The 14,069-nt window shown below is 72.8% G+C and carries 15 protein-coding genes; 10 read left to right on the top strand and 5 right to left on the bottom strand.

From position 1 onward, the window contains the following. Nucleotides 1–23: 23 nt before the first annotated feature. The 5 genes from KBX21_RS14060 (at nt 24) to KBX21_RS14040 (ending at nt 4,114) form a co-directional block, all read left to right on the top strand. Nucleotides 24–728, top strand: a complete 705-nt coding sequence (locus tag KBX21_RS14060) for a GPP34 family phosphoprotein (protein ID WP_210842170.1) — start codon at nt 24–26, stop codon at nt 726–728. 138 nt (nt 729–866) lie between these two features. After that, entirely contained in the window at nt 867–1,940 is a 1,074-nt protein-coding gene (locus KBX21_RS14055) for an NAD(P)-dependent oxidoreductase (protein ID WP_210842169.1), read from the top strand. Between the two features lie 70 nt (nt 1,941–2,010). After that, complete coding sequence (locus tag KBX21_RS14050) at nt 2,011–2,778, top strand: glycosyltransferase family 2 protein (RefSeq protein ID WP_049572063.1); 768 nt, start codon at nt 2,011–2,013, stop codon at nt 2,776–2,778. Continuing rightward, nucleotides 2,775–3,446, top strand: a complete 672-nt coding sequence (locus tag KBX21_RS14045; protein ID WP_210842168.1) for a DUF2064 domain-containing protein — start codon at nt 2,775–2,777, stop codon at nt 3,444–3,446. Before KBX21_RS14050 ends, KBX21_RS14045 begins: the two co-directional genes overlap by 4 nt. Next, nucleotides 3,443–4,114, top strand: coding sequence for a bifunctional 2-polyprenyl-6-hydroxyphenol methylase/3-demethylubiquinol 3-O-methyltransferase UbiG (locus KBX21_RS14040; protein WP_210842167.1), 672 nt, complete (start codon nt 3,443–3,445; stop codon nt 4,112–4,114). Before KBX21_RS14045 ends, KBX21_RS14040 begins: the two co-directional genes overlap by 4 nt. Nucleotides 4,115–4,165: 51 nt before the next feature. Here KBX21_RS14040 and KBX21_RS14035 read toward each other — a convergent pair whose 3' ends face one another. Together KBX21_RS14035 and KBX21_RS27125 are read right to left on the bottom strand one after the other, a co-directional pair. After that, nucleotides 4,166–4,666 (bottom strand): hypothetical protein, encoded by a 501-nt coding sequence (locus KBX21_RS14035; protein ID WP_199776557.1) that lies wholly within the window; start codon nt 4,664–4,666, stop codon nt 4,166–4,168. Then, nucleotides 4,663–6,048, bottom strand: a complete 1,386-nt coding sequence (locus KBX21_RS27125; protein WP_210842166.1) for a molybdopterin-dependent oxidoreductase — start codon at nt 6,046–6,048, stop codon at nt 4,663–4,665. Before KBX21_RS27125 ends, KBX21_RS14035 begins: the two co-directional genes overlap by 4 nt. 189 nt (nt 6,049–6,237) lie before the next feature. Here KBX21_RS27125 and KBX21_RS14025 point away from each other — a divergent pair, with 189 nt between their 5' ends. The 4 genes from KBX21_RS14025 to KBX21_RS14010 all read left to right on the top strand — a co-directional run bounded on the left by KBX21_RS14025 (nt 6,238) and on the right by KBX21_RS14010 (nt 10,997). Then, nucleotides 6,238–7,632: a hypothetical protein gene (locus tag KBX21_RS14025; RefSeq protein WP_049572050.1), complete on the top strand. Its 1,395-nt coding sequence runs from the start codon at nt 6,238–6,240 to the stop codon at nt 7,630–7,632. Nucleotides 7,633–7,740: 108 nt separating this feature from the next. Then, the gene (locus tag KBX21_RS14020) at nt 7,741–8,130 is read left to right on the top strand and encodes a DUF2267 domain-containing protein (RefSeq protein ID WP_017544378.1); all 390 of its coding nucleotides are present in this window, start codon (nt 7,741–7,743) and stop codon (nt 8,128–8,130) included. Nucleotides 8,131–8,302: 172 nt separating this feature from the next. Continuing rightward, nucleotides 8,303–9,685 (top strand): NAD-dependent succinate-semialdehyde dehydrogenase, encoded by a 1,383-nt coding sequence (locus KBX21_RS14015; protein WP_210842165.1) that lies wholly within the window; start codon nt 8,303–8,305, stop codon nt 9,683–9,685. 253 nt (nt 9,686–9,938) lie between these two features. Further along, nucleotides 9,939–10,997, top strand: coding sequence for a methyltransferase (locus KBX21_RS14010; protein WP_374225727.1), 1,059 nt, complete (start codon nt 9,939–9,941; stop codon nt 10,995–10,997). Nucleotides 10,998–11,031: 34 nt separating this feature from the next. On the opposite strand, the gene KBX21_RS14005 is transcribed toward KBX21_RS14010, so the two are convergent. The 3 genes from KBX21_RS14005 to KBX21_RS13995 are packed head-to-tail and all read right to left on the bottom strand — an operon-like array spanning nt 11,032 to nt 12,599. Continuing rightward, nucleotides 11,032–11,760: a tRNA-dependent cyclodipeptide synthase gene (locus tag KBX21_RS14005; protein ID WP_307869212.1), complete on the bottom strand. Its 729-nt coding sequence runs from the start codon at nt 11,758–11,760 to the stop codon at nt 11,032–11,034. Next, on the bottom strand, nt 11,744–12,061 hold the full coding sequence (locus KBX21_RS14000; protein ID WP_049572043.1) for a DUF6092 family protein: 318 nt from the start codon (nt 12,059–12,061) through the stop codon (nt 11,744–11,746). The genes KBX21_RS14005 and KBX21_RS14000 overlap by 17 nt, the downstream gene beginning before the upstream one ends. Beyond that, the gene (locus tag KBX21_RS13995; RefSeq protein WP_210842164.1) at nt 12,042–12,599 is read right to left on the bottom strand and encodes a nitroreductase family protein; all 558 of its coding nucleotides are present in this window, start codon (nt 12,597–12,599) and stop codon (nt 12,042–12,044) included. Before KBX21_RS13995 ends, KBX21_RS14000 begins: the two co-directional genes overlap by 20 nt. A 124-nt stretch (nt 12,600–12,723) precedes the next feature. On the opposite strand from KBX21_RS13995, the gene KBX21_RS13990 reads away from it, so the two are divergent. After that, entirely contained in the window at nt 12,724–13,773 is a 1,050-nt protein-coding gene (locus tag KBX21_RS13990; RefSeq protein ID WP_307869211.1) for a methyltransferase, read from the top strand. The last annotated feature ends 296 nt before the right edge of the window (nt 13,774–14,069 follow it).

Raw genomic sequence — 14,069 nt, 5'->3', positions numbered from 1 at the left:
CCACGAACAGAAGGGCACGGACCGTGTCGGAGACTCCCGGAGTACACAGCTCCGAAGACCAGGGAACGCGTTCGCTCGCGGAGGACGTCCTGCTCATGCTCTTCCAGCCCGCGTCGGGGACGATCGCGGGCGAGAACGTGCTCTTCCACGTGCTGGGTGGCGCGGTCCTCACCGACCTGGTTCTGCGCGGTCACGTCGAGGTGCGCGAGGAGCGCCTGCGCGGGCCCGTGGTCCACGCGGGATCCGTGGCGCCGACGGACGACGTGCTCAGGTCGGCGTGGGACTACGCCGACCGGAAACCGCGGAGCGCGCACGCCGTGCTCGCCGCGATCGGGCCGGGGCTGCGGGCTCCGCTGCTGGACCGGCTCGTGCGGTACGGGGACATCGACCGCGAGGACCGGAAAATGCTGGGCTTCCTTCCCCGGAGCGTCCTGCGGCTCGGTGGCACCGGTCGGCACGAGGAGCTCTTCGAACAGGTGCGCTCGGTACTCGTCGACCGAGCCGAGCCGACGGCGCACATCGCGGCGGTGACCGCTCTGGTGGCGGCGAGTGGGACGCTCCCCCACCTCGACAGGAGGATCCCCTGGAGCTCCGCCGTGATCAGGCGGACCAGGGAGTTGGAGGAGGGCGACTGGGGTGCGGGCGCGGCGGGGGCCGCGGTGCTCCGGACGAACGCGGCCGTGGTCATCAACACCCTGGTCACCTCCACCGTGCTCGCGGCGAGGTGAGGACCTCAACGCACAGGTGGTGTTCGCCGACGGCGGGCGGGCCTGAGGCGGGGCCGCGCGCTCCGGGCCGACCGGCGTCGGCACGACTCACCGAAACACATTCGGTGGCGGCGCGCGCACGCGGCGTAGGTTGACCCCATGCGCGTACTAGTCACGGGTGGTGCCGGGTTCATCGGATCGCGGGTGGCGGAGGAACTCCGCCTGGCCGGGCACGAGGCGGTGACCCTCGATGCCTACCTGCCCCTGGCGCACGGAGGGCGCGGCCCCGACGGGACCGTCGAGGTCGTGGCCGACGTCCGGGACGGCGAGGCCGTCGAACGGGCCCTGCGAGGGGTGGACGCGGTCTGCCACCAGGCGGCGATGGTCGGGTTGGGCTCGTCGGACTTCCTGGACGCGCCCGACTACGTGGACTGCAACGACCTGGGCACCGCGGTCCTGTTGGCGGCCATGGCCCGCACCGGCGTCCGCCACATGGTGATGGCCGGTTCCATGGTCGTCTACGGAGAGGGCCGGTACACGTGCCCCGAGCACGGCGACGTCCGCCCCGGCCCGAGGGCGGAGTCCGACCTCCGGGCCGGACTGTTCGACCCCCCGTGCCCCCGTTGCGGTACGGCGCTCGTCCCCGGCCTGGTGCGGGAGGACGCGCCGAGCGACCCCCGCAACGTGTACGCCACCACGAAACTGGCGCAGGAGCACCTGAGCGCCTCGTGGGCCCGCGCGGTGGGCGGGCGCGCGCTGTCCCTGCGCTACCACAACGTCTACGGCCCGGGTATGCCGCGCGACACTCCCTACGCGGGCGTGGCGTCCTTCTTCCGGTCGGCGCTGGCCCGGGGCGAGGCGCCCCGGGTGTTCGAGGACGGGCGCCAACGACGCGACTTCGTGCACGTGCGGGACGTGGCCCGCGCCAACGTGGCGGCCCTGGAGGCACTGCCGGACCGGGCTCCGGGCGTGCTGTCGGCCTTCAACACCGGCAGCGGAACCCCCCACACCATCGGGGAGATGGCCGAGGCGCTGGCGGACGCGCACGGTGGCCCCGCGCCCGTGGTCACCGGCGAGTACCGGCTCGGGGACGTCCGGCACATCACGGCCTCCTCGGACCGGCTGATGAAGGAGCTGTCCTGGCGCCCCCGGGTGGGCTTCGCCGAGGGCATGGCCGAGTTCGCCCGTTCCGAGCTGCGCGGGTCGGTCGACACCGGCGTTCCGGCGGGCTGACGGCCGACACGCCAGCGTGTCGCGGGTCCATTCACTGACTGTACCTTTATGACTTCGTAACGTAATCAGGGTGATCAACGAACCGCACGGTAACGACCGGAACGAACAGGCGCGGGCACACCCGGAATCCACGGGTGCCGGACCACCGCCGGTCGACCTGGTGCTCCCCTGTCTGAACGAGGCATCCGCGCTCCCCTGGGTCATGGAGCGCGTCCCAGCGGGTTGGCGGGCGATCGTCGTGGACAACGGTTCGACCGACGGATCGGCCGCCATCGCCGAGAAGCTCGGAGCCGTCGTGGTCCCGGAGTCGCGGAGGGGGTTCGGCGCGGCGTGCCACGCGGGCCTGTCGGCCGCCACCGCCGAGTACGTCTGCTTCTGCGACTGCGACGCCTCCCTGGACCCGAGCCTGCTCCCGGGGCTGGTGGACCGGGTCCGGCGGGGTGACGCGGACCTCGTCATGGGCAGGCGGCGCCCCACACGCAGGGGTGCCTGGCCTCCTCACGCGCGGATCGGCAACGCCGCCGTCGCGCGGATGCTGCGCTCCCGGACCGGGGTGCGGGTCCGCGACATCGGCCCGATGCGGGCCGCCCGCAGGTCGGGCCTGCTGGGCCTGGGCATGACCGACCGGCGCTCGGGCTATCCCCTGGAGACGGTCGTGCGCGCCGCGGACGCGGGCTGGCGCATCACGGAGGTGGACGTCCCCTACCTGCCCCGCTCCGGGGCGTCCAAGGTGACCGGAACGTGGCGCGGGACCTGGACCGCCGTGCGCGACATGACCTCGGTGCTGCGCGAGCCGCCGACCGGGGAACGCACACGCGCGGAGGAAGGAAGACGATGAGTCGGCCCGGTCGGGCGGACCGGCGCGCCGGGATCACGACACTGCTGGTGATCGCCAAGGAACCCGTCCCCGGCCTGGTCAAGACGAGGCTGACCCCGGAGTACTCACCCGAGGAGGCGGCCGCCGTCGCCGAGGCGGCCCTGACGGACACCCTGGAGACCGTGCTGCGTCTTCCGGCGCGCCGACGGCTGCTGGTGCTGGAGGGGAGGCCGGGACCCTGGCTGCCCGAGTCGGGCTTCGAGGTGGTGCCGCAGTCGGGCGGCGGGCTGGACGAACGACTCGCGGCCGCGTTCGCCGCGTGTTCGGGTCCCTCGCTCCTGGTCGGTATGGACACCCCCCAGCTCACCGAACGGCACCTGGCTCCCGTCCTGTCCCCGGATGCCTGGGAACACGTCGACGCGTGGTTCGGCCCGAGCGAGGACGGTGGGTTCTGGGCGCTCGGGATGGCCGCGCCCGACCCCGACCTGGTGCGCGGCGTACCGATGTCCACCCCGCGCACCGGGCGTCTCCAGCGGGCGCGGCTCGTGGACGCGGGACTGCGCGTGGGCGACCTGGCCCCGCTCAGGGACGTGGACACCCCACGGGACGCCGCCGCCGTGGCCGCGCTCGCGCCCGACACCCGGTTCGGCGAGGCCGTCAGGGTCTGTGGAACGGGGGCCCGACGATGAGCGCGCCGGAGATGGGGGTCGACACCCGCGCGGCCCCGTGGCTGTGCGACCCGTACTCCCGGGCGCTCGTCAACGGCCACGGTCCCCTGTACCTGCGACGGTCCGACGGTTGGATACTGCCCCTGGACGTGGAGCGCTGGTGCGGGGCCACCGACAGTGCCGACGAGAGCGTCCTGGACCGTTCGGAGGGTGACACCCTCGACGCGGGCTGCGGACCCGGCCGCATGGTCCTCACGCTCACCGCCCGGGGGCACCGGGCGCTGGGCGTGGACATGAACCCGGTGGCGGTGGCACGGGTGGTCGAGGCCGGTGGGCGTGCGGTGCGCGCGTCGGTGTTCGACCCCCTGCCGGAGGAGGGCCGCTGGAACACGGCGCTGCTGGTCGACGGCAACATCGGCATCGGCGGGACCCCGGAGCGTCTGCTCGCGCGGATGCGGGAGCTGGTGCTGCCCCAGGGTCTGCTCATCGTCGAGGCCGCCGACCGGGACGTCAACGAGTGCGTGACCGTGCAGGTCACGGACGGTTGGGGGAAGCCGGGCGCCCCCTTCGTGTGGGCACGGCTCGGGCTCCCCGCCCTGCGGGCCCACGCGGAGGCCACGGGGTGGAGGTGGTCGGACTCCTGGCAGGTGCGGGGGCGCTGGTTCGCGGCGCTGCGCGCACCCCTCTGAACGTCTCGGCTCCGGTGGGGCCTCCGGGGAGGGTACTGCAGGGCGGGGTCATCAGGTCGTCCGGGCCCGGCGAGCCACCCGCCCGGCCCGGACGGCCCCCACCAGCGCCGAGACCGCGAACAGGGCGGCGCTCACCAGGAGCCAGCGGGCGGCGAACGGTTCCCCGGTCAGACCGGTCTTGGTGACGTAGGTGTCGGAGGGGCCGAGGATCAGCGGGAGGTAGACCAACAGCAGGAGCCCGGAGGCGAGCGCGGGGACGCGCACGTGGTCGAGGAGGACCGCCCGCACCCGACCGGGTGTGGGACGGGCGCCGCCCGCACGCCCGCGACGGCCTCCGACGACGGCCCGCAGGACCCGGCCCACCAGCGTGTAGGCGGGGACGAGGACGAGGTCGTGCAGCAGGGCCGCGCCCACGAACCAGAGCGCGATGCCCCACGGATCACCGCCGTGGAGCAGACGCACGCCCGCGTAGGCGATGACCGCCAGCGTCACGGCCATCAGGACCAGGTGCCACGGTGAGGCGCCGTACCAGCGGCGCGGAGAGGCCCTCACACCGCACCGAAGCTCAGCCGGGTGACCCACTTGGTGTTGTGCACGCCCGGGCCAGCGGGCACGATCACCCTGGCCGGGTAGCCGTGGTCGGGTGTCAGGTCCGCGCCGTTCACACGCAGGGCCAGGAGGGAGCGCGGATCAGTGACCTGGTTGTCGCGGAGCGCGGCGCTGGCGAAGGACCCGGACTCCTGCGCGGACTCCACGAATACTCCGGGCGGCCCCTGCGCCCCGACCAGGCCGGCGAGGTCGGCCAGGCGCACACCCTCCCAGTCGAGATCGCGGGTGGACCACCCCTCCACGCAGGCGATGGGCAGCGCGGACCGGTACTGGGGCAGGGCGAGCAGGTCCTGCCTGGAGAGGACGACCTCGCGGCCCGCCCCGCGTACGGTCAGCCTCCAGTCGGGTCCCGTGTCGGCCTCGGTGACGCCCGCGTAGGCGGCGGTCGTGTTCACCGGGAAGTCGGCGGCACCCTCCCCCGGCAGCCGTCCGTGCGGGGCCATGAGCGCCGTCGGCCGCAACGCGCCCCCGAGGCTCTGCCCGATCGTGGTCAGCAGGAGCGCGAGCGAGCCCAGACCCACAGCGCCCAACACGGTGCGGCGCGACGCCGCCCCGGGGTCGGGGTCCGGCGCGACCAACTCGCCCCGCTCCGGGTCCCGGTCCCTCCCCCGGTCGCGGGGGTCGCCCAGCGCCTCGCGGATTCCGCGTGCGCGCAGTTCCCTCACCATGGTCGGCAGCTTCAGGACGACGTGGGAGAACAGGGCCGCGACGAACACCCAGGCGCCGTAGAAGTGCAGGGGGTAGAAGGAGCCGGGGAAGACGTACTCCAGCTGGATGTTGAGGATGCCCGTCGCGAAGACGAACAGCGCGCCGCCCACCAGGAACAGGACCGTCAGGCGTTCCAGGGCCTGCGCCGGGGAGGCCGTCGGCGGCCAGCGGAAGAGGAGCGGAACGACCGACCAGAGCTTGGCCAGGAGGACGGGGACCAGCGTGACGCCCAGCGTGACGTGCACGCCCTGGGTGAGGCGGTAGAGCCACGGTGGGTCCGTGGGCCAGGGGAACAGGTAGAACCCGAGCAGACCCTTGTCGGGGGTCTTGTCGTTGGACACCAGGTCGGGGTTGTAGGCCGCGTAGGAGAGCAGGCCGGTGACGAACAGGATCGGGATCCCGACCAGCAGGATCGACCCCAGCAGCGACGTGAGCCACGGACCGCGCGCGGGGCCCCGCCAGAAGCCCGGCTTGGTGGGTCCGACGGGAGGACCGTTCCGCAGCGCGTCCGGCAGCCGCCCCCGTCGCGTGCGAGGCGTCGGATCGTCGGCCCCCGCGCCCCCGTGGTCGCCCGGCGCCTCTGAAGGCGTCTTCCCGCCCTGGTCGTCCTCGTTCACGCGATCGGTCGCCTCCCGGTCCGACGGGCCAACTCGCGGTCATGCTAGGCCGCGCCCGACCCGCCGGGGCGGACCGCCGACCCCACGGTGTGTCCGCTCGAAGCCGCTCCGAACAGGGGTTTCCCTCGGCCTTGGCGACACGCCCCGGAGCAACCGGTTCAAGGCTCAGGCCTGACCTACGGTGACGACGTGACGCAGCCCGAACTCCACAGGAAGGTCCGGGACGGGGGCGACGCGCGCCGTTCCGAGTTCCGCGCCGACGCGCTGGTGGCCGCCCTGGCCGTGCTCCTCTTCGCGACCGCCTCGGTGGTCGGCACCTGGATCGAGAGCACCCACGGTGTCCTGTACGTGGCCTGGCCACCGCTGTACGCGACGTGGCTCCCCCATGTGGGGCCCGGCACGCTGCCCGCCATAGCCCTGGCCCTCGTGGTGGTCCTCCACGGTCCCTCGACGGCGCGTGCGCTGCCCTGGCGGCCCCTGGTGTGGTCGGTCTGGGGCGTGTCCGTGCTGTGGACCACGGCTCTGGCGCTCGTCGACGGCTGGCGGCGCGGCATAGCCGACCGTCTCCTGTCGCCCTACGAGTACCTGGCGTCGGTGGACCGCTTCCACGACGTGGGCGCCGCACTGAACACGTTCACCCAGCACATCCTCGTGGGGCAGCCGGACAACTGGCCCACGCACGTGGCGGGGCACCCGCCGGGCGCGGTCCTGACGTTCGTCGCCCTGGACCGGATCGGTCTGGGCGGCGGGGCGTGGGCCGGGATCTGGTGCATCGTGGTCGGTGCCTCCGCCGGGGCGGCGGTCCTGGTGGCCATGCGCGCGCTCGGAGCCGAGGCGGCGGCCCGCCGGGCGGCCCCGTTCCTGGTTCTGGTGCCCTCCGCCGTCTGGGTGGGGGTCTCCGCCGACGGCTACTTCGCGGCGGTCACCGCGTGGGGGCTCGCCCTCCTCGCCGTGGCGTCCTCGCCTCGGGCACGGGCTCCGCGCTCCACCGCGCTGGTGTCGGGCGTGCTCCTGGGGTGGTCGGTGTACCTGTCGTACGGGCTCGTGCTCATCGGCGTCCTCGCCGTGACCGTGCTCCTGTGCGCGCGGACCGCGCGCCCCCTCCCCTACGCGCTGGCGGGCGCCCTGGCGGTGACCGCCGCCTTCACCGCGTCGGGGTTCTGGTGGTGGGAGGGGTACCAGCTGCTCGTGGAGCGCTACTACCAGGGGGTGGCGGCGGTCCGGCCCTACGGCTACTGGGTCTGGGCGAATCTGGCCACCGTGTGCCTGACGGCCGGGCTGGCGGCCGTGGTGGGGGCGCGCCGTGCCCTGGCGCGGGTGCCGGGCGCGGTGCGTGGGCTGCGCCGGGCGCCCTCGCGGGAGGACGCGGTGACGGCCCTGCTGGTGGCCGCCGCTCTCTGCGCGGTCGCCGCCGCCACCCTGTCCGGGATGAGCAAGGGCGAGACCGAGCGGATCTGGCTGCCGTTCGTGTTGTGGCTCGTGCCCGCCACCGCCCTCCTTCCGGTGAACCACCACAGGGCCTGGCTCACCGTCCAGGCGGGCACGGCGCTGCTGGTCAACCACCTGCTCCTCACCGGCTGGTGAGCACGGGTTCCGCCGCGCTCGGTTCGCTCCCGGTGTTCGTGATTGGCGCGGGCACACTCGGGCAGGCTCGTCCCCAAGGCACTCGAAGTCGATTGACGAGGAGGAAGGATGCGTTACGACGAGTTCCTGGCCGAGGTCCGTGACGCGGGAGAGTACGAGGACCAGCGCGAGGCCGAGCAGGTGACGCGCGCGGTGTTCTCGGTCCTGGCGCAGCGGTTGCCCGGAACCAGCCTGGACCACCTGGCCGCGCAGATCCCGGAACCGCTGGACGAGGCCCTCCGGCCCGAGGACCAGCTGGAGGCGGAGCCGTTCGGGGTCGAGGAGTTCCACAGCCGCGTGGCCGAGGAGACCGGGGCCCGGCCCCTGACCGCCCAGCAGGACTCCGGCGCGGTTCTCAGCACCGTGGCCAAGGCGGTGTCGGGCGGCGAACTCAACCAGCTGCTGAGCCATCTGCCCTCCGGGTACGCGGTCATGTTCGGCAAACCCGAGCTGGCCTGATCTCGGCGACGGCGAGCCGAACCGCAAAACCACCACAAAGCCACAAAAGGCATGTTTCGGACTCCCCTTCGAACGAGCAGGGTCCCTACGAGACCGAACCCGTGCGGAGCGCGCGGCGCGCTCCTCGAAGGCCCGGCCCCCGCTGGCTGGCGCCCCGGACGGAGGGAACACCATGGCCTACGCGACCACGAACCCCTACACGAACGAGACCCTGGCGACCTTCGCCGAGATCGGGGACGAGGAGCTGGACCGTGCCATCGGCACCGCCCATGCCACCTTCGAGTCGTGGCGCACGAAGTCCTTCGACGAACGCGGCAGGGTGGTGAGGCGCGCGGCCCAGATCCTTCGCGATCGACCCGACGACTTCGCCCGGCTCCTCACCCTGGAGATGGGCAAGCTCTTCGAGGAGAGCCGCGGCGAGGTCGAGCTTGCCGCCTCGATCCTGGACTACTACGCCGACAACGCCGAGGAGTTCCTCGCCCCCGAGAGGGTGGCGACCGAGGACCCGCAGGCGGGTGAGGCCGTGGTGGTCAGCGATCCGATCGGGGTGCTGTTCGGTGTGCAGCCCTGGAACTTCCCCTACTACCAGCTGGCGCGGTTCGCCGCTCCCAACCTCATGGCCGGGAACGTCGTGATGGTCAAGCACGCCTCGATCGTCCCGCAGTCGGCGGCGGCCTTCGGGTCCCTGTTCAGGGAGGCCGGAGCGCCCGAGGGCGCCTACACCAACGTCTACGCCAACAAGGACCAGGTCACCCGGGCGATCCGGGACCCGCGTGTGCGCGGCGTCGCCCTCACCGGCAGCGAGGGGGCAGGCGCCAGCGTCGCGGCCCAGGCGGGCGAGGAGCTGAAGAAGAGCACCCTGGAACTCGGGGGGAGCGACGCCCTCATCGTGCTGGGCGACGCCGACCTCGACGTCAGCGTCGAGCGCGCGCTCTCGGGTCGGCTCAACAACGCCGGGCAGAGCTGCGTGGCCGCGAAGCGGATCATCGTCGTCAAGGAGGTGGCGGACGATTTCCTGCGTCGTTTCGCCGAGGGTTTCGCGCGGTTGAGGGCGGGTGACCCGTTCGACTCCGCGACGACCCTGCCACCGCTCTCGTCGCAGAGCGCCGCGGACGACCTCCAGGAACTCGTGGACGAGGCCGAGGAGCACGGAGCGACGGTGGTCACCCCGGGCGATCCCGTGCCCGAGGAGGGCGCGTTCGCGCAGCCGAGGATCATCACCGGCCTCACCAGGGACAACCCGGTCTACGACAAGGAGTTCTTCGGCCCGGTCGCCCTCTTCTTCCGAGCGGAGGACGAGGAGGACGCGGTGCGGATCGCCAACGACTCCACGTTCGGACTGGGCGGCTCGGTGTTCACCGAGGACATCGCCCGCGGGGCGGAGGTCGCCCGGCGCATCGACACCGGCATGGTCTTCGTGAACCACCCGACCCTGACCCGCCCGTCCCTGCCCTTCGGCGGCACCAAGAGGTCCGGCTACGGGGAGGAGCTCTCCGCCGCGGGCATCCAGGAGTTCGTCAACAAGAAGCTCATCAACGTGATGCCGACCGGCTAGGCGGTCGGACGTACCGGTCGGGGCGGGGTGACCCCGCCCCGACCCGTCGAACTCCCGGCTGAGCCGCGCGATCACGTCGATCCGCACGGCGGCGTCGTGGAGGTCGGTGACGCGGCGACCGAATGCCGCGGGCGACGATCGTGCGCACAAGGGAGCGGCCCCGGAGCCGCTCCCCGAAAACCCCACGGGACACCCCCGCCACCTGGCATCGTCACTTCCTGTGACTGACATTCGGACGAGGGGCGGGGCCGCGGTGCGCGAGGGAGACGGTGTGCTGGTCGACGTGGGACGGGTGGACGGGGCCGCCACCCCGCCGGAGCGGACGGAGGCGCCGCTGTCGGGGCTCGTGTCCTCGGCCATGCTGATCCACGCGGTCTCGGCGATGGTCGAACTGGGCGTCGTGGAGGCGCTGGCGGACGGGCCCCGCACTGTCGCCGACCTGGCACGGGAGGTCGGCGTGCCCGAGGAACGCCTGCTCGTGGTCATGCGGGCGGTGACGGCGACGGAACTCGTGGCACAGACCGCGCCCGGAGTGTTCGCGCTCAGCCCCTCCGGGAACCACCTGCGCGCCGACGACCCCCTGGGCCTGCGCGACCTCTTTCGCATGTGCACCTACGGGGACCTCTTCCGGGCGTGGACCCGGCTGGGCGATTCGGTGGGCTCGGGCCGCACCGCGTTCGAGATCCACACCGGCAGCCACCTCTTCGACTACCTGGGTGAGAACCGGGACGCGGCGGAGGTCTTCAACCGGGCGATGAACGCCTCCACCCCCGCCGGGACCCTGCTGGACGCGGCCGACCTCGCCGGGGCCGGGACCGTGGTGGACCTCGGCGGCGGGGAGGGCGCCACGCTCGCCGCCGTCCTGCGGGCCCGCCCCGAGGCGACGGGAGTCCTCTTCGACCTCCCGGAGGTGGTGGCCGGCGCCCCCCGGCTGTTGCGTGAGGAGGGGGTCGCCGACCGGTGTTCCGTGGTGGGCGGCAGCTTCTTCGAGGGGGTTCCCAAGGGAGCCGACGTCTACGTCATGGCCCGCGTGATGCAGAACTGGTCCGACCGGGACGCGGTCCGTATCCTGGCCAACGTCCGCGCGGCGATGACGGCGGGGTCGCGGCTGCTGATCGTCGGGCACCTCCCCGAGCGTGCCCGGCCGAGCGCGTTCGTGGAGGCCATCGGCCTGAGTATGTTCGTGCTCTACGGGGCGGCCCCGCGTTCGTCGGAGGAGTACGAGCGGCTCTTCGCGGAGGTCGGCTTGGCCCTGCACTCGGTGCACCGGGTGCCGGACGGGGAGTCAGTGATGGACGTGCGCCCCGCCTGAATCCGTGGGGCGGGGTCTCCCCCGCCCCGTTGGTCTACCTCGGCCTCAGGACGAGATGCCCCTGGCCGGGTTGGAGACAGGACGTGTCCCCCTCCAGCTCGACCAGGAGCGGCAGCAGTTCGTGGTAGCAGCACACCGACGAGGGCACTCCCAGTACCTCGGGGGTGCTGAGCAGGAAGGGCAGTTCGGCGCGCAGGTAGGACAACCCCGCCGCGAAGCGGGCCTCCGGCGCCCCGGGTCCACCGCCGACGATCCGCCGCACGTGCTCCTCGCACGCGCGCCGCACCCTCGGGTTCTCGGTGAGCTCACGGTCGATCCGTCCCAGGGCCGACCGGTACCCCGGCAGGTCGACCGTCTCCGACAGGGCCAGGGCACGGACCCTGGCGGGTACGCGGGGGGCCACCTCCATCGCACGCCGCACGCGACGCCGCACGTCCCGCAGTGCGCGGGTGGTCCTCCTGGCGGCCTGTGCCTGGTCGTCGCCCGACGCCAGGTACATGGTGTCGAGGTGCAGGTCCGTGTAGAGCAGGTCCACGGCGGCGAACCGCCAGCCCGTCCAGGTCAGGAGCTGGGTGAGCCGCTGCTGGCTGAAGTAGCTGTTCCCGGCGCTGACCCCGATGAGGGCGTGGTCGCCGCGCTCCAGCAGGAGTTCGCAGGCCGGGGTGAACCAGCTCGCGTCGAACACCTCGCCCGTCCGCGGTCGGACCTCCCGGCCCGCGCCGGGTTCCTCGGCGGGCAGCGTTGTCTCAGGCTGAAACGGCACCGGGCTCCTCCAGGGCTGCGGCGAGCCGGTCACACAACTCGTCGAGCAGGACGTCCAGCTCCCGGTCGGCCATCGCCCCGCACATGACGTCGTCCATGCGCGCACGCAGGTCGGTGAGTTCCGGGCTGTCGGCAACCCCGATCCGGGACCGCAGGGAGAGGACGCGGCGGGCGGCGTCCAGGCAGCGGAGGGGCCCGTAGGCGGCCGGCTCCTCCAGCAGCCCTCTCCCGCTGCTGAGCAGGTAGGCCGCGAGCAGGACCAGTTCCTCACCGACGCGGTCGTCATTGACCCCAGCACTCATGGCTGATCACCTCGTTCCGGCCGCGCCTCGGCGCGGTCTCGGGGGTTCGGTCCGGGTGCCCGATCGACACCAGGAGCAATGGCAGGAGATGGTCCGGAAGCCCGAGGAACCTGCTCACCGGGCCCTTGCGGAAACTGGCGGAGGGGCAGGCCCCGAGCCCGAGGGCGTGCGCCGCGAGCAGCAGGTTCTGCACGGCCATCGCCACGCAGAGCATGCCCTCGTCCCAGGCGCCGCCGCCCACCGCGCGGGAGCGGTCGAAGCAGGCCGCCACGACCAGGGGAGGGCGCTCGATGATGCCGGGCGAGAAGGCGTGGACCAGCTTCAGGGTGCGCGTGCGGCGAACGGCGACGAAGGCCCACGCCTGCTTGTTCGAGGCGGAGGGGGCCGCGAGCATGGCGTCCAGGAGGGGGTTCAGGAGGTCGTCCTCCACGGGTCTGTCGCTGAAGGAGCGGACCACCGTCCTCGTGTTCAGGACGTGGAGCGCCTGTGAGGCCCGGCTCTCGGCGGAGGACCCCGGTTCTTCGACCGCCACAGCCATACCCACTCTCTGTATTGGTTAAAATCCAGGGAGTAATATAGCGTGTCGCCTGGCCTTCCGGAGGCCGTTGCGCCCCCCGGCCGACCACAGGTCGAGGGCAGTCGTCGAAAGGTCCCAGACACCTGTGTCCACTCCTCCCCTCTCCCCGGTGCACGGCGGTCCGACGCCGCTCAGCGGCCCAGCCGTGCACCTCTTCGAGCTGATCACCTCCAGTTGGGTGGCGGCCGCCGTGAGCGCCGCCGCCGAACTGGGTGTAGCCGACGCGATGTCCGGGGAACCGACACACGTCGACGAGATCGCGAAGCTGGTCGAAGCCGACACCGACGCCCTCCACCGGTTGCTGCGCGCCTGCGCCGACCTGGGCGTCGTCGAGGAGCATCCGGGGCGCAACTACGCGCTCACCGAACTCGGCCGAGCCCTGCGCTCGGACGCGCCCGACTCCATGCGGGGGTTCGCGCGTTGGCTGGGCAGCCCGGCGGAGCGCTCCACCATGGCCCACCTCGCCGACGCGGTGCGCGTGGGCGGTCCGGTGTTCGAGGCCGTCCACGGCGTCCCGGTCTGGGACTACATGCGCGCCAACCCGAACTCCGCCTCGGTCTTCGACCAGGGCATGACCGACATCTCCTCGCAGCTCACCCGTTCCCTGGTGGACGAGTACGACTTCGCCGACAGCGAGTGCCTGGTCGACGTCGGAGGCGGCCGGGGGCGCCTGCTGTCCCTGATCCTCACCGCCAACCCGCACCTGCGGGGGGTGCTCTACGACCGGCCCGAGGTGGTTTCCCAGCTCGATCCCGCGCTGGGGCGCGAGGGGGTGGCCGAGCGCTGCCGTGTCGAGTCCGGGAGCTTCCTCGACTCCGTGCCCGCCGGAGGCGACACCTACCTGCTCGCCAGCGTCATCCACAACTGGAACGACGCCGACACCGTCCGGATCCTCACCCACTGCCGCACGGCCATGACCGCCGAGGGCCGGGTCCTGCTCGCGGAGGTGCTGGTCCCGGAGCGGCCCGAACCCGCGCGGACGGCCAAGTTCATGGACCTCAGCATGCTGGTCCACTGCGACGGCAAGCAGCGGACCCGGTCCGAGTTCGCCGAGGTGGCCGAGCGCTCCGGTCTGCGGCTGAACCGCGTCGTCCCGGGCCTCGGGGTCAGCGTCGTGGAGCTGGTGCGCGCCTAGGGCGTGGCTTCCTGGTGCCTTCGCCGGGCGGTGGAGCCGTCATCGATGCGCGCCGCCGCCCGGCGATCGCTCGCGGGTCGTGGAGCGAGGCTGCCCCTCCTGCGCGCTGCCATGCGGGCGCGGTGTCGCACAACGGGACCCGCGCCCCGGGGTTGGCTGTCCGGGCTTCATCGGCGCGGAGAGAGGCAGCCTGGCGGTATCGCGAGGCCGTCGCGCGACAGGCGTCCGTTGAGGGCGGTGACGGGCGCCGCGAGGACCGATCCGAGCACACGCCCCAGGACTCCGGTGCGGACCAC

This window comes from Nocardiopsis sp. B62, from assembly GCF_018070675.1.
In the GTDB taxonomy this organism is placed as follows: domain Bacteria; phylum Actinomycetota; class Actinomycetes; order Streptosporangiales; family Streptosporangiaceae; genus Nocardiopsis; species Nocardiopsis prasina.
Note: the sequence above shows the minus strand (reverse complement) of the source record. Positions and strands in the feature narration are given on the sequence as shown.

Excerpts from the sequence above, each read along its gene's own strand:
- KBX21_RS13995 (WP_210842164.1), bottom strand. The coding sequence starts at position 12,599 with ATGGCTGTGGCGGTCGAAGAACCGGGGTCCTCCGCCGAGAGCCGGGCC.
- KBX21_RS14015 (WP_210842165.1), top strand. The coding sequence starts at position 8,303 with ATGGCCTACGCGACCACGAACCCCTACACGAACGAGACCCTGGCGACC.
- KBX21_RS14055 (WP_210842169.1), top strand. The coding sequence starts at position 867 with ATGCGCGTACTAGTCACGGGTGGTGCCGGGTTCATCGGATCGCGGGTG.
- KBX21_RS14000 (WP_049572043.1), bottom strand. The coding sequence starts at position 12,061 with ATGAGTGCTGGGGTCAATGACGACCGCGTCGGTGAGGAACTGGTCCTG.
- KBX21_RS14020 (WP_017544378.1), top strand. The coding sequence starts at position 7,741 with ATGCGTTACGACGAGTTCCTGGCCGAGGTCCGTGACGCGGGAGAGTAC.
- KBX21_RS14040 (WP_210842167.1), top strand. The coding sequence starts at position 3,443 with ATGAGCGCGCCGGAGATGGGGGTCGACACCCGCGCGGCCCCGTGGCTG.
- KBX21_RS14045 (WP_210842168.1), top strand. The coding sequence starts at position 2,775 with ATGAGTCGGCCCGGTCGGGCGGACCGGCGCGCCGGGATCACGACACTG.